Source organism: Blautia sp. 210820-DFI.6.14 (assembly GCF_020558815.1).
GTDB classification, from domain to species: domain Bacteria; phylum Bacillota; class Clostridia; order Lachnospirales; family Lachnospiraceae; genus Blautia_A; species Blautia_A obeum.
On record NZ_JAJCKS010000025.1, the window covers coordinates 12,311 to 34,026 of the forward strand.

The 21,716-nt window shown below is 35.5% G+C and carries 19 protein-coding genes; 17 read left to right on the plus strand and 2 right to left on the minus strand.

All coding sequences use genetic code 11. The annotated features are described in order from the left end of the window. Positions 1-31: 31 nt before the first annotated feature. On the plus strand, positions 32-2,170 hold the full coding sequence (locus LI112_RS14365) for a glycosyltransferase (protein WP_179978716.1): 2,139 nt from the start codon (positions 32-34) through the stop codon (positions 2,168-2,170). A gap of 69 nt (positions 2,171-2,239) precedes the next feature. Here the strand turns inward: LI112_RS14365 and LI112_RS14370 are convergent, their stop codons facing one another. Next, positions 2,240-3,547 (minus strand): OB-fold nucleic acid binding domain-containing protein, encoded by a 1,308-nt coding sequence (locus LI112_RS14370; RefSeq protein ID WP_173904160.1) that lies wholly within the window; start codon positions 3,545-3,547, stop codon positions 2,240-2,242. Positions 3,548-3,703: 156 nt separating this feature from the next. On the opposite strand from LI112_RS14370, the gene LI112_RS14375 reads away from it, so the two are divergent. The 16 genes from LI112_RS14375 to tagD all read left to right on the plus strand — a co-directional run bounded on the left by LI112_RS14375 (position 3,704) and on the right by tagD (position 20,346). Continuing rightward, a complete protein-coding gene (locus LI112_RS14375; RefSeq protein WP_044924886.1) occupies positions 3,704-4,354 on the plus strand; it encodes a hypothetical protein in 651 nt (216 codons plus the stop codon). Further along, on the plus strand, positions 4,351-6,249 hold the full coding sequence (locus LI112_RS14380) for a DUF2142 domain-containing protein (RefSeq protein WP_173908373.1): 1,899 nt from the start codon (positions 4,351-4,353) through the stop codon (positions 6,247-6,249). The genes LI112_RS14375 and LI112_RS14380 overlap by 4 nt, the downstream gene beginning before the upstream one ends. Continuing rightward, positions 6,246-7,667, plus strand: coding sequence for a lipopolysaccharide biosynthesis protein (locus LI112_RS14385; protein WP_227190932.1), 1,422 nt, complete (start codon positions 6,246-6,248; stop codon positions 7,665-7,667). The genes LI112_RS14380 and LI112_RS14385 overlap by 4 nt, the downstream gene beginning before the upstream one ends. An 18-nt stretch (positions 7,668-7,685) precedes the next feature. Continuing rightward, complete coding sequence (locus LI112_RS14390; protein ID WP_173908369.1) at positions 7,686-8,615, plus strand: glycosyltransferase family 2 protein; 930 nt, start codon at positions 7,686-7,688, stop codon at positions 8,613-8,615. 41 nt (positions 8,616-8,656) lie between these two features. Beyond that, a complete protein-coding gene (locus LI112_RS14395; RefSeq protein ID WP_129795842.1) occupies positions 8,657-9,649 on the plus strand; it encodes a glycosyltransferase family 8 protein in 993 nt (330 codons plus the stop codon). A gap of 4 nt (positions 9,650-9,653) precedes the next feature. Next, positions 9,654-10,358: a glycosyltransferase family 2 protein gene (locus tag LI112_RS14400; RefSeq protein ID WP_173908367.1), complete on the plus strand. Its 705-nt coding sequence runs from the start codon at positions 9,654-9,656 to the stop codon at positions 10,356-10,358. Continuing rightward, positions 10,358-10,744, plus strand: a complete 387-nt coding sequence (locus LI112_RS14405) for a DUF2304 domain-containing protein (protein WP_129795844.1) — start codon at positions 10,358-10,360, stop codon at positions 10,742-10,744. The genes LI112_RS14400 and LI112_RS14405 overlap by 1 nt, the downstream gene beginning before the upstream one ends. Next, positions 10,741-11,544 (plus strand): glycosyltransferase, encoded by an 804-nt coding sequence (locus LI112_RS14410; RefSeq protein WP_173908365.1) that lies wholly within the window; start codon positions 10,741-10,743, stop codon positions 11,542-11,544. Before LI112_RS14405 ends, LI112_RS14410 begins: the two co-directional genes overlap by 4 nt. A 78-nt stretch (positions 11,545-11,622) precedes the next feature. Next, entirely contained in the window at positions 11,623-12,675 is a 1,053-nt protein-coding gene (locus LI112_RS14415) for an acyltransferase family protein (RefSeq protein WP_173908363.1), read from the plus strand. A 675-nt stretch (positions 12,676-13,350) separates the two neighbouring features. Then, positions 13,351-14,298: a glycosyltransferase family 2 protein gene (locus LI112_RS14420; protein WP_005422527.1), complete on the plus strand. Its 948-nt coding sequence runs from the start codon at positions 13,351-13,353 to the stop codon at positions 14,296-14,298. A gap of 172 nt (positions 14,299-14,470) precedes the next feature. Then, the gene (locus LI112_RS14425) at positions 14,471-15,622 is read left to right on the plus strand and encodes an ATP/GTP-binding protein (protein ID WP_227190933.1); all 1,152 of its coding nucleotides are present in this window, start codon (positions 14,471-14,473) and stop codon (positions 15,620-15,622) included. Next, complete coding sequence (locus tag LI112_RS14430; RefSeq protein WP_227190934.1) at positions 15,615-16,013, plus strand: hypothetical protein; 399 nt, start codon at positions 15,615-15,617, stop codon at positions 16,011-16,013. The genes LI112_RS14425 and LI112_RS14430 overlap by 8 nt, the downstream gene beginning before the upstream one ends. A gap of 62 nt (positions 16,014-16,075) precedes the next feature. Continuing rightward, positions 16,076-17,179 (plus strand): glycosyltransferase, encoded by a 1,104-nt coding sequence (locus tag LI112_RS14435; protein WP_144369607.1) that lies wholly within the window; start codon positions 16,076-16,078, stop codon positions 17,177-17,179. A gap of 34 nt (positions 17,180-17,213) precedes the next feature. After that, positions 17,214-18,338 (plus strand): UDP-galactopyranose mutase, encoded by a 1,125-nt coding sequence (gene glf / locus LI112_RS14440; RefSeq protein WP_144369608.1) that lies wholly within the window; start codon positions 17,214-17,216, stop codon positions 18,336-18,338. A 161-nt stretch (positions 18,339-18,499) separates the two neighbouring features. After that, positions 18,500-19,897: an InlB B-repeat-containing protein gene (locus LI112_RS14445; protein ID WP_227190935.1), complete on the plus strand. Its 1,398-nt coding sequence runs from the start codon at positions 18,500-18,502 to the stop codon at positions 19,895-19,897. A gap of 38 nt (positions 19,898-19,935) precedes the next feature. Beyond that, positions 19,936-20,346: a glycerol-3-phosphate cytidylyltransferase gene (tagD, locus tag LI112_RS14450; RefSeq protein ID WP_055065621.1), complete on the plus strand. Its 411-nt coding sequence runs from the start codon at positions 19,936-19,938 to the stop codon at positions 20,344-20,346. Positions 20,347-20,362: 16 nt separating this feature from the next. Here the strand turns inward: tagD and LI112_RS14455 are convergent, their stop codons facing one another. Further along, the gene (locus LI112_RS14455) at positions 20,363-21,187 is read right to left on the minus strand and encodes a polysaccharide deacetylase family protein (RefSeq protein WP_117627782.1); all 825 of its coding nucleotides are present in this window, start codon (positions 21,185-21,187) and stop codon (positions 20,363-20,365) included. Between the last annotated feature and the right edge of the window lie 529 nt (positions 21,188-21,716).

Below are 21,716 nucleotides of genomic sequence, written 5' to 3' on the forward strand. Positions count from 1 at the left end.
TAAGATAAAAAAGTAGTAAGGAGTATCGATCATGGCAAAAGTATCGGTAATCATTCCCGTATATAACGTAGAACCATATCTGAAGCAGTGCATGGACAGCGTGGTTGGACAGACTTTGAAGGACATAGAAATTATCTGTGTGGATGACGGATCCACAGACGGTTCACTTGATATATTGAAGGAATATGCCACGGAAGACAGTAGAATCCAGATTATTGAGCAGAAGAATGCCGGAGCCGGGGCGGCCCGAAATAATGGTATGCGTCATGCGACAGGCAAGTATCTGTCCTTCCTGGATTCAGATGATTTTTTTGAGCCGAGAATGCTGGAAAAGGCATATGATCTGGCAGAAAAAGATCAGGCAGATTTTGTAGCATACAAATCAGACCAGTATCATACAGAGAAGAAACAGTTTGTTTCAGCAGACTGGGTGATCCATGAGAATGAGATTCCACCGTATCATCCATTTAATCACAGGCAGATGACAGGCAATGTGTTCAAAGTGTTTGTCGGATGGGCATGGGACAAACTCTTCCTCAAAGAATTTGTGGATAAATACCATCTGACATTTCAGGAGCAGCGGACCAGCAATGATTTGCTTTTTGTGTTCAGTGCAGTAGTTCTGGCAAAAAAAATATCCGTTGTACCGATGGTTCTTGCTCATCAGCGACGCGATGCCAAGGATTCTCTGTCAAAAACAAGAGAGTATTCCTGGGATTGTTTCTATCGTGCTCTGATGGCACTTCGGGACAGACTCAGAGAGGAGGGCCTGTACGAAGAACTGGAAAGAGACTATATCAATTATGCACTGCATTTTTCACTGTGGAATTACAACACCCTGTCAGAACCGACAAAAACAAAACTGAAAGACAAGCTGAGAGGAGAATGGTTCAGAGAACTCGGTGTAGAAGGAAAGAGTAAAGATTATTTTTATAACAAACAGGAATTTGAACAGTGCCAAAAGATTATGGGAAATATGAAAAAGGAAAATGAAACGATGGGATTCAAACAGAAATTAAAAAGATTTTTACGTAAAATTGTTCCGGCTGGACGCACATATATAGATAAAAAATTTAAAGATCAGGAAAAATATATTAAAAAACAACTGAAAGAGCAGGAGAAGCTCATCAAACTCCAGCAGAAAAATATGCAGGAGATGCAGAAAAATCTGAAAGAGTATATTGAACAGGAATTTGTACGGAGAGAAAACTGGGCAAAGATGCCAGCAGAGATAAAACGTGCAGCAGACGGTCGCAAGGTATGGGTGATCAAGTGTCCTGCTACGGAAGGCGAAGCAAAATTTTTCTGGGGCGACTACTATTATGCAGTTGCATTGCAGAAATATCTGGAACGTCAGAATATCTATGCAATTATCGATAATCGTCAGGACTGGGGCTGTGATGAAGAGGCAGATGTGGTTCTTGTGTTGAGAGGAAAATATTTCTATCATCCGGATAGAAGGAATGAGAAATGTCTCTATATTATGTGGAATATCAGCCATCCGGATATGATTTCAAAAGCAGAATATGAACTGTACGATGTTGTATGTGTCGGATCCAGACATATGGCAGAAGAACTGAAAGATAAGATCAGTGTTCCGGTCGTGCCGCTCCTGCAGTGTACCGATACAGAAATCTTTTGTCCGGAAGGAGAGACAAAGAAACAGTATAATGGACAGTATATCTTTATTGGCAGTACCAGAGGGGTTATGAGAGATTGCGTATACTGGGCAGCAGATGCTGGTGTTCCACTTCATGTATGGGGAAGCGGCTGGTATGAGATGATGCCGGAGCACAAAGATGTGGTAGATGGTACATTTATGCCGAATGACAAACTTCCAGCACTGTATCGTTCGGCAAAAGTCACCCTCAATGATCACTGGAAGGATATGCTGGATAATCAAATTATCAACAATCGTATTTTTGATGCGCTTGCGTGTGGTTTGCCTGTGATTTCCGATGGCTGTGATGAAATGAAAGAAATCTTCCCGGATGCGGTACTCTATTATGATACAAAAGAAGAATTCGATGCCTGCATCAAAAAAGTAGAAAACGATTATGAGGCCGTAAAAGCCAAAGCTCTGGAGCAGTATGATATGATCAAAAAAGAATACTCCTTCGAGAGAAGAGTAGAAGAACTGCTGGAGATTGCGGAGAAATATAAAAAATAAAGTAATTAAAAATTCCTCACCAAACCGTGAGTGGTATGCATATCATACGGTGGATGGTGAGGATCTTTTTTATTCTGTAACTTCTGTAGCGGAGATCAACGGGTAGATAACATAACCAAGGCTCTTTGTTTCATCGTTATAATAGGGAACACGATGGGTGTTGCTCAGTTTCCCTGTAATATGTAGTTCTTTGTTGAGAATGGAATTAAAATTCTCTGCTTTGTAAGTAACTGCATAAACATTAGAAGTACCTTTTTCATTAATGAGGAGCGTCAATTTAGCGCTATCCGCATCAAAGTTTTCGTAAACAACAGTTCCGTCTAAAGAGATATCAGTATCTATATAATAGAAGGGATTGTCGCAGATCTCCTGATAAGTATTCTGGAGATTCATTGGGTCACAGTCATTTCCGATTACATCCGCAGTAACGGAGTTGAAAATTGGAAATATCTTTTCAAAATCAGGATCATTAACTTCGCTCATTTTCAGAAGAGCAGAGAGGGTCTCATCGTTTTCGGTATCCTTTTGGCTGAGTTTATCCATTGCTTCAATAAAATCATTGTTTTGGATATCTTTTTTTAACGAATCAAGGTTGTAATCAGAACCGGACATATGTTCATACAGATGCAGGGTAGAATCTTCAGGATTTTGTATGTTGGAGAAGATTCCGGTGATGCTCAGTCTGTCACCTTCAGAAAGAGAAGGTATATTGGCAGATGCAAAATTATTGACATCTTCTGACTGATAATAAAAAAGGTAAACATTTCCATCATCATCTTTGAGCTTTATATCGGTATGATTATTGGAATCTTCATAAATAGCCTCCACAGTTCCTTTTACAGTAAAAGGAAGGTCTATATATTCGTAAGGCGTTTCCATAAGAGTATCATAATCCACGGTATCAGCGTCTGATTTCCAGGTACTCATAAGTGTACATTTGTAGTACCAGTCAATAGCAGTCAATTCATCAGAGGATGAAAAAGTGCGTAGAGCTTTATACGGTTTTCCGGATGCAGCTGAGAAAGTCTGATAAGAGCTATCTGGAAAATCAGTTCGGATATCGCCCTGAATCAGTCCTTTTTTGTTATATTCAATGGACTGAGAGGAACCATCGGAATAAGCAATTGTACAGTCCTGAGTAAATGCAGATGTATTGGTATCCCATTTCCCTGTGATTGTAAATTGATTATCGCTTTCTGGAACAGTAGTAAAAACAGAACTTTTGCCATCCTTTGCAGTAGTCAGTGTGCCATAATATACACTTCCAAAGACATCTACGTGCACATAGTCAGATGAATCATCTGCACAGACAGTTGTGCCTGGCAAAAGCGTTGCGGCCAATGAGAGTGCCAGAAACTTAAAAAATTTATTTTTCATGTTTTATATTCTCCTTATAAACTTATATTATCATACTATATGCTACGTAGTTCGTCAAATGGGGAATATGAGTGGGATGGAAATATGACTTGTTTTTATAGAGAGGATTTGTTATCATAAAATGTAATGAGTAAAAATAAGTCGAGGTTATAGAGTGTGAAAAAAATAAGAAATATTTTGATATGCATAAATCTGATATTTGTATTATGTTTTCTGGCGGCGCTGTTTGTACCGGTTGAGCGGAAAGATACCTTGTATTCCAGCACTGATGCGAGTATATATGATAAGAAATATATGATTCCGAAACTTGGTGCGATTACAGATTCTCGTGATGCGGAGATTCGATTTGATTTATATGATAAACAAATATATGGGATCGGTCTGTATTTTTGTGTAGATGGAACAGATGAAGAGGGAGAAATTAAGTGCACATTGAAATTAGATGATCAGGTTGTGGCTGAAGATACTGTAACAATCAGGGAATTGATATCAATGCAGAGCAATGCGTCAATCAATGAAACAGAGTTATATTTGAAAACGAGTGAGAAGCAATCTGGTAAATATACATTATTGTTGCAGGGAAAAAATATATCACCGGAAACAAGAGTGGCTTTATACGGAAGCAGAAATGCAGATCATATGCTGAGTTATGTAAATGCCAATTCAGATAATGTCGCAGATATTTTTTATTCCCTGGAAGTGATGGAACCACAGCATCCATATATATGGATGGCGGCAATGATTTTATCTATGAGTTTGTTATTCAGCTACCTTATTTACAGTGATCTGAAGGAGAAAAAACAGTGATTGGAGCAATAAAGAAACATAAACGAATTGTAGCAGCGGTTGTAATCCTTATTTTGACTGCGGTAATAGAGCTTGTGTGTAATTTACCGGCAATCAGAGGTGGGTATGATAATCTTGATCTGACAAAGTATATTACTGTAGAAAAAGAGGGGAATAAGGAAAAATATGTGATCAGCTATTCCTCATCGCAGAAATTTTATATAAAAGAATTAAAATTATCAGGAAGCTTTCCAAAAGAATATTCTTATACAATAAAAACAAAGGAATATAATTCCTTTGACAAAGAATCCGAAGAGTATTATTCTGACACAGTGAATTCATGGTTCTCAGATTTTTATACAAACCTGAACAAGAAAGTAACTTCCATAGAAATTACCCTGAATAAAGTAGAAGACGCAGAACTGACAGCAGTGTCCTGCTCAAACAGATTTGAAGTTAATAATTATAGAGTATTATTTTTCTTAGTGGCATTTTCATTATTATATTGCCTGTTATTTGAAAAGAAGATTTATAAAAAATTGGAATGGCTGTTTGTTGTGTATGCATTGATTTTTGGTTTGTTGTTGATCTTTTATGCGCAGCCAGTAAAAAATTCGTGGGATGAACAGATCCATTTTGGAAATGCATATTCATTAGCATTTGGGAGAAATGTAGAATGGACAGAGGCAGCAGAACTGACAAAAAACGGTGAAACTGTAACGTGCAATACAAAAGCAGAATTTGCAGAATTGCGAGCTTATTTGAATGAAAAAAATGATACTGTGGTATATACAGAACAGAAAGAGAGTCTGATTCCAGCGTATTCTTCATTAGCATATATTCCACAGGCAATTTTTATCAATATTGCGTCAATTTTGAAGACTTCTTTTAGTGTACTTTATGCATTGGGTAAAATTGGAAATTTGTTAATATATATTTTAGTAATGTTTTGGGCAATTAAATTAGCAAAGAGAAAAAAGCTTTTCTTAATATTTGTTGCATTAATGCCAACGCCATTATTTTTGGCTGCATCGTATACGTATGATACTATTGTATTTAGTTTTATAACATTGGCATGTGTGCTGTGGGCAAATGAATTATATAATGAAAGTATAAATATTAGGAAAATAATAGGGATGGTATTATTGTTTGCTATTGGATGTTTTTCTAAAGCGGTATATATACCAATGATACTGATAATGTTGATTCTACCGATTGCATCTACCAAAAAAAAGAAAGACAGAATAATAGTATGGACAATGATTTTGTGTATAACATGTCTTGTTATGCTAACATTTGTTTTGCCGACATTAACAAGTACTATGGCAGGTGATTTATCTTTTGGAGGGGATTCGCGGGGTGGTGCCACTAGTGTCGTAGGGCAGTTAGTATCTATGGTTAAACATCCAATGGCAAGTATAAAATTAATGGTAAAAAGTATTTTTGAATTGGATAATTTTAGAAATTTAGGTTATCCAGAAGCTGATAATTATTTCTTTGGCAATTTGATGTTCCTTAATTTTGCAAATTTGGGAATACTCACTGACAAATGGAGTTGCGTTATAATTGTATTAGCAGGTATGCTATTATTAACGCCGGATCAACAAAATATAAGATATGAAAGAAAATTATCAATAATGGATAAAATAATTATAGCAATAGCTGTAATAGGAACGATTGGATTCATTTGGCTGGCACTGTATTTAAGCTTTACACCTGTGGGTGAAACGCATATTTCAGGTGTACAAGCCAGATATTATTTACCGTTGTTATATTTAGGTGCATTAATATTTAACGGAAAACGAATATCATTAAAATGTGATTATTGTAAGCTCAGTAGGGCAACGTTTGTTATATCCTGTTGCTTAGGCGCTATAATGATATATCAATGCAAATTGATAGGAAGATTTTTTTGAAAGGTGATAGATTGAAAGATAAAAATACAGTTGTAAATAATTTGATGTATTCTATTGTTGCCAACTTGCTTTCTATGTTTGTAAGTGCTATTTTGTTATTGGTTTTACCAAATTTATTGGGTGAAACGGAATATGGGTATTGGCAATTGTATCTATTTTATACATCATATGTTGGCTTTTTTCACTTGGGGTTAGTTGATGGTATTTATTTAAGAATTGGCGGAAAAGATTTTGATGATTTAGATGGACATATATATGCAACACAATTTTTGATACTTACAATTTTTGAAATAATTATAAGTGTTGTGATTATAAACATTGCACGATTTTTTGTTCCGGATGTAAATAAAGTACATGTTATTTTTTTGACATGTATCTGTATGGTAATATATATTGCAAACAATTTTACAACATATGTTTTACAGGCTACTAATAGAATAAAACCATATGCAACTGTGGTGATGCTTGAGAAGGCTTTTTTCGCAATCATGGTTATTGGCTGCTGGTTTTTGGGCGTCAAAAGATTTGAGATAATTGCGTGTGGTGATATTGCTGGAAAAATAGTAGCAATGCTGTTGGCATTAAAATATTGTAAAAATATTATTTTTTGTAAATTAGCAAATTTTAAAAGTGCTGTATCTGAAATGTGGATTAATCTTTCTATTGGCAGTAAATTAGTGCTTGCAAATGTTGCAAGCATGTTAATTACGGGAATTGTTAGATTAGCCATTGAAAATTATTGGAGCATTGAAGTTTTTGGTAAAATTTCACTTGCGATGAGTATTTCTAGTATGCTTATGGTTTTCGTGAATGCAGTTAGTGTAGTTGTTTTTCCGATGCTTAAAAGAATGGAAAATGATAAATTAAGTGACACTTATGAAAAAATACGCGATTTTTTGATGTTTGTTTTGCTTGGCGCGTTTGTTTTTTATTATCCATTAAAGATAATTTTGACTGGAATTTTACCTGGCTATGCAGAGAGCATCCGTTATATGGCATTGATGTTTCCTGTATGTATATTCGATAGTAAAATTTCTTTGCTTGTGAATACATATTTGAAGGCATTAAGAAAAGAAAAAGCGATATTGATAATAAATGTTCTTTCGGTAGCTATTAGTGTTGGAATGACTGGAATTACGGTTTATTTAGTACATTCATTGGAATTGGCAGTAGTCAGTATTGTGGTTTTATTGGCATTTAAATGTGATATTGCAGAAATTTATTTATCAAGGTGCATGGAAATTGCTGTCGTGAAAGATATTATCATTGAATCGGGGTTGGTTGCAATATTTATTGTTGCAAGTTGGTTTTTAGATAACTGGTATTCAATGGGAATCTATTTCGTTGCATTTGTTGTATATTGCTTTATTAAAAGAGATAGAATAAAAAAATTATTGAATAGTGTAACAAAAAAATGAGTTTATAAGGAGTGTAAAGTGGACAAACCTAAAATTCATATCTTATTATCAACCTATAATGGTGAAAAGTATTTAAAAGCGCAGTTAGATAGTATTTTTGAACAAACTTATAAAAATTTTGTTTTATTTATAAGGGATGATGGGTCCAGTGATCATACTGTAGAAATCATTCAAAATTATAGGAAACAAAATGATTTCATTGCAAGTAGAATCAGGTTTGTAAAAGGAAAAAATGTAGGATGGCAACGTAGCTTTTGGCTTTTATTAGAACAAAGTAAAGGCGCTAAATACTATGCATTTTGTGATCAGGATGATGTGTGGCTTCCTCAGAAGTTAGAAGCGGCAATTGACATGCTGGAAAAAGAGGACAATATTAAGCCTATATTATATTATGCAAATTATAGTTATTGTGATGAAAAATTAAATATGCTTCATGAAGCACCAAAGCCCAAAATGCCTTTAACATTTCGAAATGTTATGTTGTATACTCCGGCGTTTGGATTTGCTATTGTGATTAATGAAAGTTTGCGCCACAAAGCACTTGAAACTTCTGACAAAACTGGATTGGCACATGATGGATGGGTACAGAAAATAGCAGCAGCATTGGGCATAATTATATTTGATGAAAAAAGCAGGGCTTTGTATAGGCGACACGGTAATGCTGTCACAGCAGGCAATGCTGGAATTGGGGCAAGTATATCTTATTGGATTAGAAATGAGATTTTGGGAGATAAAATGAAACAAGAACTACATTATCCATTAGATAGATTCCTTCAAGAATATGGAACCCAGATGAATGAAAGGGATAGAAGATTGATTACTGTTTTTGCTGGAAAGACAAAGAATCCTGTTCGTTGGGTAAAACGGTTATGTTATCCCAAAAGACTACGCCCTTCGATAGGAGGGGAACTTGCTTTGAGAGTTGGCTTTTTGTTAAATAGGTATTAACTATACAGTTGTATAGGATGGTCTTCAAAAGGAGTGGGAAATTGAATATAGTATATACAACAAATGAGGCATTTGTAGCTAAGGTTGCAGCGAGTATTTGCTCCGTCTTTGAAAACAATAAAGAAATAGATGAAATTCGTGTATTTATAGTTGGACAGGGGATTTCAAAAGAAAGCAAAAATAAATTCTTAGAATTGGCTGATAAGTATAATAGAATAATTGAAATCATTCCACTGCAAAGTATAGATACATATATTGATTTTGAATTTGATACAGGTGGATGGAATCCAATTGTTTTGGCTAGATTGGTATTAGACAAGTTGTTGCCAGAAGAAGTGGAGAAAGTGTTATATTTGGATGGTGATACGATTAATTTAGCACCTCTAGATGAAGTATGGAATACAGATTTAGAAGAAAAAGTGTTAGGGGCTTGTATAGAAGCAACGGTAAATAAAAAACAAAAAGAAAATCTTGGTATGTTATATTTGCCGTATATTAACGCTGGAGTATTGTTGATTAATCTTGAATTGTGGAAAAAAAACAAAATAGGTCAGAAAATTCTAAATTATTACAAAGACAATAGGGGGAGTTTATTTGCAAATGATCAGGATGCAATAAATGGTACATTAAAGAAAGAGATTTTCTATCTTAATCCAAGATATAATTTTTATAATATTTATTGGTTTTATCCATATAAGACATTGAAACAATTAATGGGCGATGCTTATTATTATACAAAAACAGAAGTGGAATATGCTATCAAAAATCCAGCAATTATACACTATTTGGGGGAGGAACGTCCATGGAGAAAAGGCAATAAACATAAATTCAAAATTCAATATGAAAAATATTTGTCCATGACACCATGGAGTAATGACAAACCAGAAGAGGGATGGGAAACATATTTTAAGCTATGGAATGTATTTAATATAGTAATGACCCCATTTCCTAAATTAAGATATCATATTATAAATACGATGATACCATATATGATGAAGTGGCGTAAAAAACAGTTGAAAAAAGCGAATAGGTGAAAAAATGAAACTACTTATAATTATTCCAGCCTATAATGAGGCAGAAAATATAGAAAGAGTTGTAAATAATTTGATTGAGAATTATCCCCAGTACGATTATGTGATTGTGAATGATGGTTCTACAGATGCTACAAGAAAAATATGTGCTAAAAACAATTATAATTTATTAGATCTTCCGATAAATGTAGGATTATCAGGTGCTATCCGAAGTGGGATTCGCTATGCAAATTATCATGGGTATGATTATGCAGTACAGCTAGATGGAGATGGACAGCATGATCCGAAATACATTGCAGATATGTTTGAAACAATGAAAAAGGATAATGCAGATATAGTTATTGGTTCACGGTTTAAAACCGTAAAAAAACCGTCTTCAATGCGAATGATTGGAAGTAATTTGATTTCTTTTGCGATTCGAGTGACCACAGGTGGGAAAAAAATTGAAGATGTAACATCAGGAATGCGTCTGTTCAATAAGAAAATGATTAAACGTTTTGGCTATAATATGCATTACAGTCCAGAACCAGATACATTGGCTTATCTTCTAAACTGTGGTGTCAAAATTGAAGAAGTTCAGGTAGAGATGCATGATAGAATTGCAGGTGTAAGCTACTTGAATTTCAAAAATTCAATTTGGTATATGATAAAGATGTTTTTCTCTATTTTTGTCTTTCAGTGGGTACGAGTACGTGAAAGGGAGGATGTATAATGTCTGCTATTTTAAGAATTTTACTCATAATTGCATCGATATGTCTTATGTGTTGGATTTTACATAAGATAAAAAAACTTAAAGTAAAAATGGAAAGTGCTATTTATTGGATAGTTTTTAGTTTCTGTTTACTTATACTTGCGATTTTTCCACAGATTTCATTTGCATTGTCAGATCTGTTTGGGGTCATGTCGCCTTCAAATCTTGTGTTTTTGGTTATCATTTTTGCTTTACTAATTAAGGTTTTTACTTTATCAACAGCCGTTTCTCAGTTGGAAGAAAAAATTTCTGTATTGGCAGCTGAAATTGCAGTAAGATCACAAGCACAGCAAAAGCAGATTGATTCATTGGAAAGTAATGAAGAACAGAGGAAAGCAAATAAATGAAAGTAGATATTTCAAGGGAACATACTTTTGTAGTATGTGCATATAAAGAAAGCCAGTATTTGGAAGAGTGTATACAATCAGTGTTGAATCAAAATATAAAAAGTAATGTGATTATATCTACAGGTACTCCAAATTCTTACATAAAAGAAGTTGCGGAAAAATATAAATTACAATTGTTTGTTAATCCAAATCCATCAAGTTTAGCAAGTGATTGGAACTTTGCTATGGGCTGTGCAAAAACGGAATTGGTTACTTTAGCACATCAGGATGATGTGTATGAAAAAGATTATTCAGAGAATATATGGAAAGCATATAATAAAAGCAAAAATCCTATTATCCTATTTTCAGATTATGCAGAATTAAGGAATGGAAAAAGAGTTTTAAAGAATAAATTACTTACAATTAAAAGAGTGATGCTATCACCATTGAAAATTCCGGCATTTTGGAATAGTAAGTTTATAAGAAGAAGAATTTTATCATTTGGATCAGCAATCTGCTGTCCAGCTGTTACAATGGTAAAAAGTATGATGCCATCAAATTTATTTGAAGATAATATGAAAAGCAATATTGATTGGCAGGCCTGGGAAAGACTCTCTAAAAAGACGGGAGCTTTTGTTTATGTTCCAACACCTCTTATGGAACATAGAATTCATGAAGAATCTACAACGTCCGATTTATTGAAGGATAGCGCACGGAGAGATGAAGATTTAATAGTTTTTCGAAAGTTTTGGCCAAGACCAGTAGCATTATTGATTGAACGTGTATACCAAAAAGGAGAAAAATCCAATCAATTAAAGTGATTTATGACAATTGTTTTTAGGGCAATTTAAAATAGAGAAAATTTATGGAATATTGCATATGAAAAAGGAAGAAAAATTGTGAAAAGAGACACAACGATTGATCTGTTAAAGGGAATAGGAATTACTTCGATTGTAATAGGACATGTTAGAGGCTATCTACCAGGGGGATTTCCGATAGTGGCTTATGTGTATACATATCATATCATGGTATTTTTGTTTGTTGCGGGAATGTGTTTTAAACCGCAGAATAATACTCCTCCATATATGCAAATTGGAAAGCGCTTAGGAGGACTTTTACCTTTATATACGATATATAGTATCTTTTTTGTGGCATGTCATAATTTGTTTAGAAAAGTACATATATTAAGTAATGATATTCCTAAATATGGAAAACGAGAAATAATACAAAATATTTTAAATTCGTTATCATTTGGAACTTCAGAGAGATTATTGGGCGCATTTTGGTTTGTACCAATGTTTTTTATGGCAGTTTCTTTTTTTATAATTATATTTTATAAAATGGAACAAATAAAAAAAACAATATGGGGTCATATATTGGCCATGTTTGTATGTAGTATAGTTGGAATAGTACTTAATTATAAAGAAGTATATTTGAATTATCATATACAAACATCTATATTAGGAATCAGTATAATTTATTTAGGGTGTTTTTATAAGAAGTACCGTATGAAGTTCGAAAAATATTTGAAATGGTGGTATGCTCCCATATTAGGAACTATGATATGGGGAATTTTATCATTGAAAATTGGAATGATTGAATTATCAGTAAATCAAATTATGCATCCGGCGTTGTTTTATCCGGTGACATTAATTGGAATTCTGTTTTGTTTATGTTTGGCAGAAGGCATAAAAAAAGTTAGACCATTCTGTAAAATGTTTGCAACTATAGGAAAAAATAGTTATCATATTATGGCACTGCATTTTCTTGCTTTTAAATGTGTTGACTTAGTTGCTGTGAGAATTTTTAAAGATGGAAATGATGTGCTTGGAAAATTTACAGTCTCTTATGAAAATTTATGGTGGATATATTATATTGCGGGGATTGCTATTCCAATTGCAGTTATATATGCATTGAAATATATTAGAAATAAACTTTCTAAATTAAATTGAATGAAAAGCCTAATCCCCCAGCTATGCTGGGGAGAATGGAGTAGGCGGAAGCGGTGAGGATAACAAAATAAAGCCTCCTGTGATATGATGAGAATGGTGTCCCAAGCCAAACTCAAAATCAAAGGAGGCGGTTCAAATGGACAATAAAAGTCTATCACATACTCGCTGGAAATGCCAGTATCATAAAGAGTAGTTGATGATAGTAATATTAAAATTTTTTATGCTTTAGGTATTTTGGGGTATATAATTACAGTTTGGGGAGAAACATATTTAACTACTTTTGTTAATCCAAATGATTTATCTGCTGGTTTTGTATTGTTTACGGTTGCCAGCTACCTTTTTATGGAAAAGCATATGGAAGTTAAAGGTGAACTCGGTAAAAAGATTGTTTGCTTTTTAGGAAAATATTCATTTATGGCATATATGGTTCATTACGCGATCTTGACGGAGTTTGTAGGATTAAAAATTAATAGTCAAGTAAGTATGTTAAATTATGTGATGTCTGTGAGTGTTACGTTTGGTTTATCATATTTGGTTTCTATAGTGCTATTTAATATAGTAATTAGACCAGTACAATTTGTATTAAGAAAATTAAGAAACAGAATATCCATTGAGTTTTAGATAATTTGGCTTACTTATGAAATGATGAAATGTATTTTGGATAAGGAGCAAAAGATGGAAACTTTAGCAATTATTGTACCGTGTTACAATGAACAGGAAGCGCTGCCATTGTTTTATAAAGAAGCATCAAAAGTTCTGGAAAAACTGGACTATGACTATAAGCTTCTTTTGATCAATGACGGATCGAAAGATAATACACTGAGTATTATGAAATCAATTGCGGAGAAGGATGAGCATGTAAAATACTTGTCTTTTTCCAGGAATTTTGGTAAAGAGGCAGCCATGTATGCGGGATTTTGCAATGCAAATGCGGACTATGTCTGTGTAATGGATGCAGACATGCAGGACCCACCGAGTCTGTTGCCTGAAATGCTGGAGATCTTACATACACAGGATTATGATTCGGTGGCTACCAGAAGAAAGAACCGTGAAGGGGAACCACCGATCAGAAGCTGGTTTGCACACAGATTTTATGAGATCATCAATAAAATATCGGATGCAGATATCGTTGATGGTGCAAGGGATTTTCGCCTGATGAAAAGGGAAATGGTGGAAGCGATTGTCAGCATGACAGAATACAATCGATTTTCCAAAGGAATTTTTGGCTGGATCGGGTTCAAAACATATTGGTTATCCTATGATAATATTGAACGTGTGGCAGGTGAAACCAAATGGAATTTCTGGAAGCTTACAAAATATGCGATTGATGGAATCATTAATTTCTCTCAGGCACCGTTGAGTGCTGTTTCGGGCTTTGGAGTGCTGATGACAGTTGTTTCTTTTTTGATGTTAGTTGTGGTCGTCGGACGTAAACTGATTTACGGTGATCCTGTTGCCGGATGGGCATCAACGATCTGTGTGATCATATTTATTGGTGGTCTGCAGCTGTTTTGTCTGGGCGTGATCGGACATTATATTGCAAAGATGTATTTGGAGACGAAGCAGAGACCGCATTTTATTATTTCAGAAACAAACGATGAAGATGCGGTGAAACTTAAATAAGGAAAATAGACAATAAAGCAGGAGAATTTTGCAAATCGCGTGTAAAATTCTCCTGTTTGTCGATATATGCCGTAATTTTTTTACAGCATATTGTTGCGGAAAAATATAAAACTGGTTATACTGTAAGAAATAATTGAGATGTTAATTACTCTTTGAGAGGACGGTATATTATATGCTAAAAAAATTCACATTGAGGAATTATAAGAATTTTAAAAATGAAATAAGTATAGATTTTGAAAATATTGCCGGTTATCAATTTAATATGGATTGTCTGTATGAAGGGACAATTGGAAAAATGTTGATATATGGACGTAATGCAACAGGAAAGACAAATTTGGGAAATGCATTGCTTGATATTGTTGCGACGATGTTTGGAAGACGGAGATATACAAGAAACGAGGTTTTTCTTAATGCAGATTCGACAGAGAATGTAGCAACATTTAGTTATGAGTTTGAGTTTAATGGTACAGATGTGTCATATAAGTATTCGCGAGTGTCGGATGAGAAACTGCAGGATGAAGCATTATTTGTAAATGGCATCAGAATTTTTTTCTGTGATTTTTCAAAAGAAAACTATAATTTTGACAATTTGAATTATATTGAGGCAGAAACTATAAATGTTGAGCGGTATTTGCAATCTTCAGGGATAGATGACGATATAGAAATCAGCAATACGAAAATTCCCTTTTTACGTTGGTTGCTTAGCAATGCTGTATTTAAAAATAATTCAGTTTTAATTTCATTGTCTAATTATGTTGAAAGAATGCAGATGATTACTGTTGGTAGTGGAATGAGATTTCTTGCAGGAAGATCGAACCAGTTTTTTTATGAATTATTAGAAAAAAGAGCTTTGCTAACAGACCTTGAAGAATTTTTGAATGTAATGGGAATTGAATGCAGTCTGGCTTTAAAAGAATTGCCGGATGGACAGAAAGAATTATATTTTGTTCATAAACAGATGGTCCCTTTTTATGAGAATGCGTCAAGTGGTACATTGGCGCTGTTTGATCTGTATCGTAGACTGATTGTGAAAATTGGGGGTTCGTCATTCGTTTATTTAGATGAATTCGATGCGTTTTATCATTATGAAATGGCAGAAAAAGTGATTGGATTTTTCAAAAGAAAATATCCAAAATGTCAGATGATTATGACATCACATAATACTAATCTGATGACGAACAGAATTATGCGTCCGGATTGTTTGCTTATTTTGTCGAGAAGGGGAACATTAACGTCCCTTTGCAATGCAACAGAACGGGAATTGAGAGAAGGACATAATCTCGAAAAGATGTATATCAGCGGGGAGTTTGAACGTTATGAATAATTATGCGACAGAAGCCAGAAGAAGAGGCCGAAGTTTGCTGGTTGTGGAGGGAGATCATGAGAAAAATAAGCTGTTTTGGCTTGTTTTCAAATGTTACCCGGAATTGCATGTTGATATGGAGAACATATGGATTTATGGGACGAATATTTATATGTTATATGAAGATATTATAAGAGAATATGGGGATGACTGGGAAAATGAATGGACAGATATTGACCTTCCGTTTGTAATCAGTAAAAAGAAAAATTTGGAAAATCTTTGTTACAAAAATGATTTTACAAATATTATACTTGTTTTTGATTATGAACGTCATGATCCACAGTTTTCAGCTGATAAAATTTTACGTTTACAAAATTATTTCAGTGATGCTAATTTCAGATTAATTGCTTAGATAATCTGAAATGCGAAATCATATAGAATGATGTTATCAAAAGTCAAAAGCGAGGAAAGAAAATGGCAAAAGTATCAATTATCATACCGACATATAATGTGGAAATGTTTCTGGATGAATGTCTGGAAAGTATTCAGCGTCAGACATTGCAGGATATAGAGATTATCTGTGTGAACGATGGATCGACAGATCATTCTCTGGAAATCATTAAAAAATATGCGGAGAATGATCCACGTTTTGTGATCGTTGACAAGGAAAATGGCGGTTATGGAAAGGCTATGAATGTCGGTCTGGACAAAGCTACGGGAGAATATATCGGTATTGTGGAACCGGATGATTATGTACCGCTTGCGATGTATGAGGATCTTTACAAGATAGCGAAAGAGAACGATCTTGATATGGTGAAGGCAGATTTTTACCGTTTTACAAGAAATCCTGAAAATGGGAATATGAATCTGGTATATAACCATCTGGATTTAACAGGAAAATGGTACGGAAAGCTCTTTGATCCTAGTGAAGAACCGGAGACATTACGTTTTATCATGAATACCTGGAGTGGTATTTACAAAAGAGAGTTTTTGGAGCAGCATCACATCAGACATAACGAAACTCCTGGAGCATCTTTCCAGGACAATGGTTTTTATTTCCAGACTTTTGTTTATGCAAAGCGTGCGATGATCGTGGATAAGCCGTACTATATGAATCGTCGTGATAATCCGAATTCCTCTGTCAATAACAGGGAAAAAGTCTACTGCTGTAATGTAGAGTATGATTATATCCGTGAGATATTGATGAAAGATCCGGAAATCTGGAGCCGCTTTAAATATATGTATTCTTTGAAGAAATTTCATACTTATAATTTTACGCTGCAGCGGATTGGAGAGCAGTTTAAGAGGGAATATGTTCAGCGGATCAGTCAGGAATTCAAAAGAGCAAAAGAAAACGGAGAATTGAAACAGGGAGCGTTCTATCCTGTTGAATGGGATGATATGATGCTGCTGATCCAAGATCCGGATGCTTACTACTTCAAGATATGTCTGAAGAATAAGCAGATCCGTTCTCTGGAAAAGAAAGTAGCATCATTGGAGAATTCCACAACTATGAAGGTTGGGCGTGTAATCATGTTTATTCCGTTAAAGATAAAAAAGCTTTTTAAGAAAAAATAAAATGAGTAAAGAACAGAAAGATAAAGGAGTCATTATGAGTAAAAAATATGATTATCTGGTAGTTGGTGCAGGTTTATACGGAGCAGTATTTGCGCATGAAGCAAAAGAAGCTGGAAAGTCAGTGCTGGTGATTGATAAACGCCCGAATATTGCTGGAAATGTGTTTACAGAGGATGTAGAGGGAATTCATGTGCATAAATATGGCGCGCATATTTTCCATACAAATAATAAAAAAGTATGGAATTATATTACTCGTTTTGCAGAGTTTAACCGTTTCACAAACAGCCCGGTTGCAAATTATCATGGTGAGTTATATTCTCTGCCATTTAATATGTATACATTCAATAAGATGTGGGGAGTAGTAACCCCGGAAGAAGCAGCAGCCAAGATTGAAGAACAGAAAAAAGAGGCTGGTATCGCAGAGCCGAAGAACCTGGAAGAACAGGCAATTTCCCTGGTAGGAAGAGATATTTTTGAAAAGCTGATCAAGGGCTATACAGAGAAGCAGTGGGGTCGTGACTGCAAAGATCTCCCGGCTTTTATCATCAAGAGACTTCCGGTTCGTCTTACATTTGATAACAATTATTTTAACGCATTGTATCAGGGAATTCCGGTTGGCGGATATACCAAAATGGTTGCCAATATGCTAGACGGAGTGGAAGTTCGCCTTGGAGAGGATTATCTAGAGAAAAAAGCAGAATACGATGCACTTGCTGAAAAAGTGATCTATACGGGTCCGATCGATGCATATTTTGATTACCAGATGGGATATCTGGAGTATCGTTCGGTACGTTTTGAGACAGAACTTCTGGATAAGCCGAATTTCCAGGGAAATGCAGCAGTCAATTATACAGACAGAGAGACTCCATGGACAAGGATCATTGAGCATAAATGGTTTGAATTTGGAAAAGATGATGAAGGAAATGATCTTCCGAAGACAGTGATCAGCCGTGAGTATAGTTCTGAGTGGAAACCGGGAGATGAACCGTATTATCCGGTGAATGATGAGAAGAACGGCGCTCTTTACAGCAAATACAGAGAGCTTGCCCAAAAAGAGAAAAAGGTTGTATTTGGCGGCCGTCTGGGAGAGTATAAGTATTATGACATGGATGCGGTGATCGCATCAGCACTGGACATGTGCGAAAAGGAACTTGGCTAAGGATTGATTTGTCAAAATGTGACAAAAATGTAAAATTTGATTTAAAAATACATTGCATTGCAGGAAGAAAACTGTTATAGTGGATTCATAGAGCGTTTGTGCTCTGTGAGTTGTTATTATGCAGAAACAAAATGGAGAGTTTAATTACGAGGAGTATCTTTATGAAAAGAATTACAGCAATCTGGAAACATGCCTTTCTTCTGATCGTGATATTGTCAGCTGTCTGTCTTTTGGGGAATACACAGAAAGTATCAGCTGCATCTTACAGTGAAACGACCTGCAAAGTGATTTTTGCAAATGCAAAAGGACAGACTGCAGGTTTTTATCATAATCTTGCCAAAACTGTTGAGGAAGGAACAGTAATTCAGCTTCCGGAGATAAACAGGGATGGATATCAGGCTTACTGGGTAACAAAGATTGAAGGAAAAGAATATAAATATAAAGCCGGACAGAAAGTGACGATCAATCAGACAACAAAGTTCTGCCTGAATTTATATAAAGAATATACGGTCCGATTCTACACGGCAAATGGCAGAAATGAATATACAAGTCTTCGCAAGACGGTTGTAGCGGGCAGCAGAATCAAGATGCCAATTGGTAATTCAAATGGAAACTACAGCTTTGCCGGATGGGCAACCAAAGTTGGAGGAGAGGTTGCGAAGAAACAGCATGCAACAGTAAAAGTTAAAAGCAACCTGAAGTTTTATGCAGTGCAGCAGAAAACAGATACATCAGGTATAAGATTATATAAATATGATGGAAGCTACTGGAAGACGATCAAAAATACAAATGGTAAAGCAACTTTTCCGGCAGTAAATCTGGGCTCAGCTAATATAGTTCTTGGGTGGTCGAAGACACAGGGAAAGAATGCACTGTCCAGTTCCGATTACAAAGCCGGAGACCGTATTCCATCCAAAAACGGCAGATATTATATGGTTGTTTTTGGAACATCCATGGATCGCGCACCGGCTACGATTACAACACCGACAAAATTTGACAGGGTTTATTGTGTGGGAGATTCCAGAACTGTTTATGCACAAGTTGCTTTAGGTGCATCAGCGCCGTCAAATGTTGAGTTTATTGCAAAATCAGGAGAAGGATTAGACTGGTTTAAGAGCTCAGGTTATAAAACTCTGTATCGCTCTGTGGCCAAGCGTCCACGGACAGAAAAAAAGGCAGTTATTATTAATCTTGGAGTCAATGATTTAAAGAACAGTGCTTCTTATGTCAAATATATGAAGAAAGCAGCAGCTAATCTGAAAAAATATAACTGTAAAATGTATTATCTTTCTGTAAATCCGGTAAACAGTGCAATGATCAAAAGCGTTAATGGAAAGGCAAGAACAGAAGCACAGGTCGCAGCTTTTAATAAAGCAATCTACAGGGGACTGTGTTCTGGCAGAAAAAGAAGCTTTACTTACATCAATACATGTACGAACCTGCAGATGAAGGGCTGGATCAGTAAGAAGTCTGGAACAGATATTTATGATGGATTGCATTATTCAAATCAGACATATCTGAGGATATTTGATTATTGTATGAGATATCTGAATCGCTGAAATGTGGAGTATTCAGAATAAAGAGAGGAACTATGTAAATGAAACGTGTTATCACATATGGAACGTTTGACCTGCTTCATTACGGACATATCAATCTTTTGAGACGGGCACGCCAGATGGGCGATTATCTGATCGTGGGGCTTTCAACAGATGAATTCAACTGGAATGAAAAACAGAAGAAGTGTTATTTTTCTTACGAAAAACGTAAACAGCTTCTGGAAGCTATACGTTATGTCGATCTGGTGATTCCGGAAGAAAACTGGGAGCAGAAGAGAACGGATGTGAAAGAGTATCATGTGGATACTTTTGTAATGGGAGATGACTGGAAGGGAAAATTTGATTTTCTGAAAGAAGAAGGATGCGAGGTGGTATATCTGCCACGTACTCCGGAGATTTCCAGCTCACAGATTAAAGAAGATCTCCATACAAAAGAAAGTAAAAACGATTGATAAACTGGCCGGGGTATTAAGCCCCGGTCAGTTCCTTTAATGAGCAAAAACGATAGCCCATTTCTTCCCATTTTGTAAGCAGGTCATCCAGGATCAGGCCATTTGTAGAGGAAGTATTGTGCAGAAGGACAATGGCACCGGGATGAATGCGCGCGAGAAGCTTTTGAAAGGCTTCTTCCCTGGAAGGCTGCTGATCCTGAATCCAGTCTACATATGCAAGGCTCCAGAAAAAGGTGGAATATCCCAGCTCTTTGGCCATGGTCAGGTTTGTGGTACTGTAGATTCCCTGCGGTGGACGGTAAAATTTTGTCATCTGTTCACCGGTGACAGATTCATACAGCTTTTCTACGCCGTCCAATTGTTTCTGAAAATCATCTTTTGAAGAAATGCCTGACATATCAGGGTGCGTCATTGTGTGATTGCCAACTGTATGCCCTTCAGAAACCATGCGCCGGATCAGATCAGGATTGTCTGAAATGAAATTACCTACAACAAAAAATGTGGCAGGGGCCTGATGCTTTTTCAGTGCATCGAGGATGCGTGGAGTGTTTCCGTTTTCGTATCCGGCATCAAAAGTGAGGTAAATTTTTTTTTCATTGGTATCTTCAGCATAGTAGGCATGATACTTGCCGAGATCGTTGATCGTGGCATTCCCGACAGGGCGTTCTCCCTCTTTTTGGAAACTGAGTCCCCAACTGGTGGATTCGGATAAGAGAGAAGCAGATGCTGCCTGAGATTTCTGCCAGGAATGCAATTTACCTGCCTGCCCACCCAGAATAAAGGCGCCGGCAAGAAGGAAGAGCAATTTGGGAATGAGTGGATAATGATGAGAAGAAGACATAGTATCTCCAATAGAAGATCTTGAAAGAATATATGCGAAAAGGCAAAAATTTAGAGCCATCAGATGATTATTTTCTGGTGGCTCTTTTAATGTTCATTGTCCAATGGAACTTACCTCCTGAGTTGATTTAAAACATTTGGAATTAAATGATTACGTTCTTGGTGGTCCGTACCTCTCTTTCATAAATTATAAAGGAAATTCATTTCGTTTCTGGTGGTCTGTACCTCGCTTTCCTGAATTATGGGAAATCACTTATGTTTTCGGTGGTTTCACGCTCCTTTTATTTATTTTGTAGTTCCTTTTGTTTTATGAATTTAATATAACAGATAATAAACAATATGTCAATAAGAAAATTGAAAAAATAAAAATATTAAATAATAAATTGTAAAGTTGCATAATAATATAAAAAATTTACAGAAAATAATGAAAAAGAAAGTATGGTATAGAAACAGACGAAAGGGAGAAAATAAAGAGTATCAGTTGGTGTGAAGATACTGAGGAATGATAACAATAATCAAATATGAAGGAG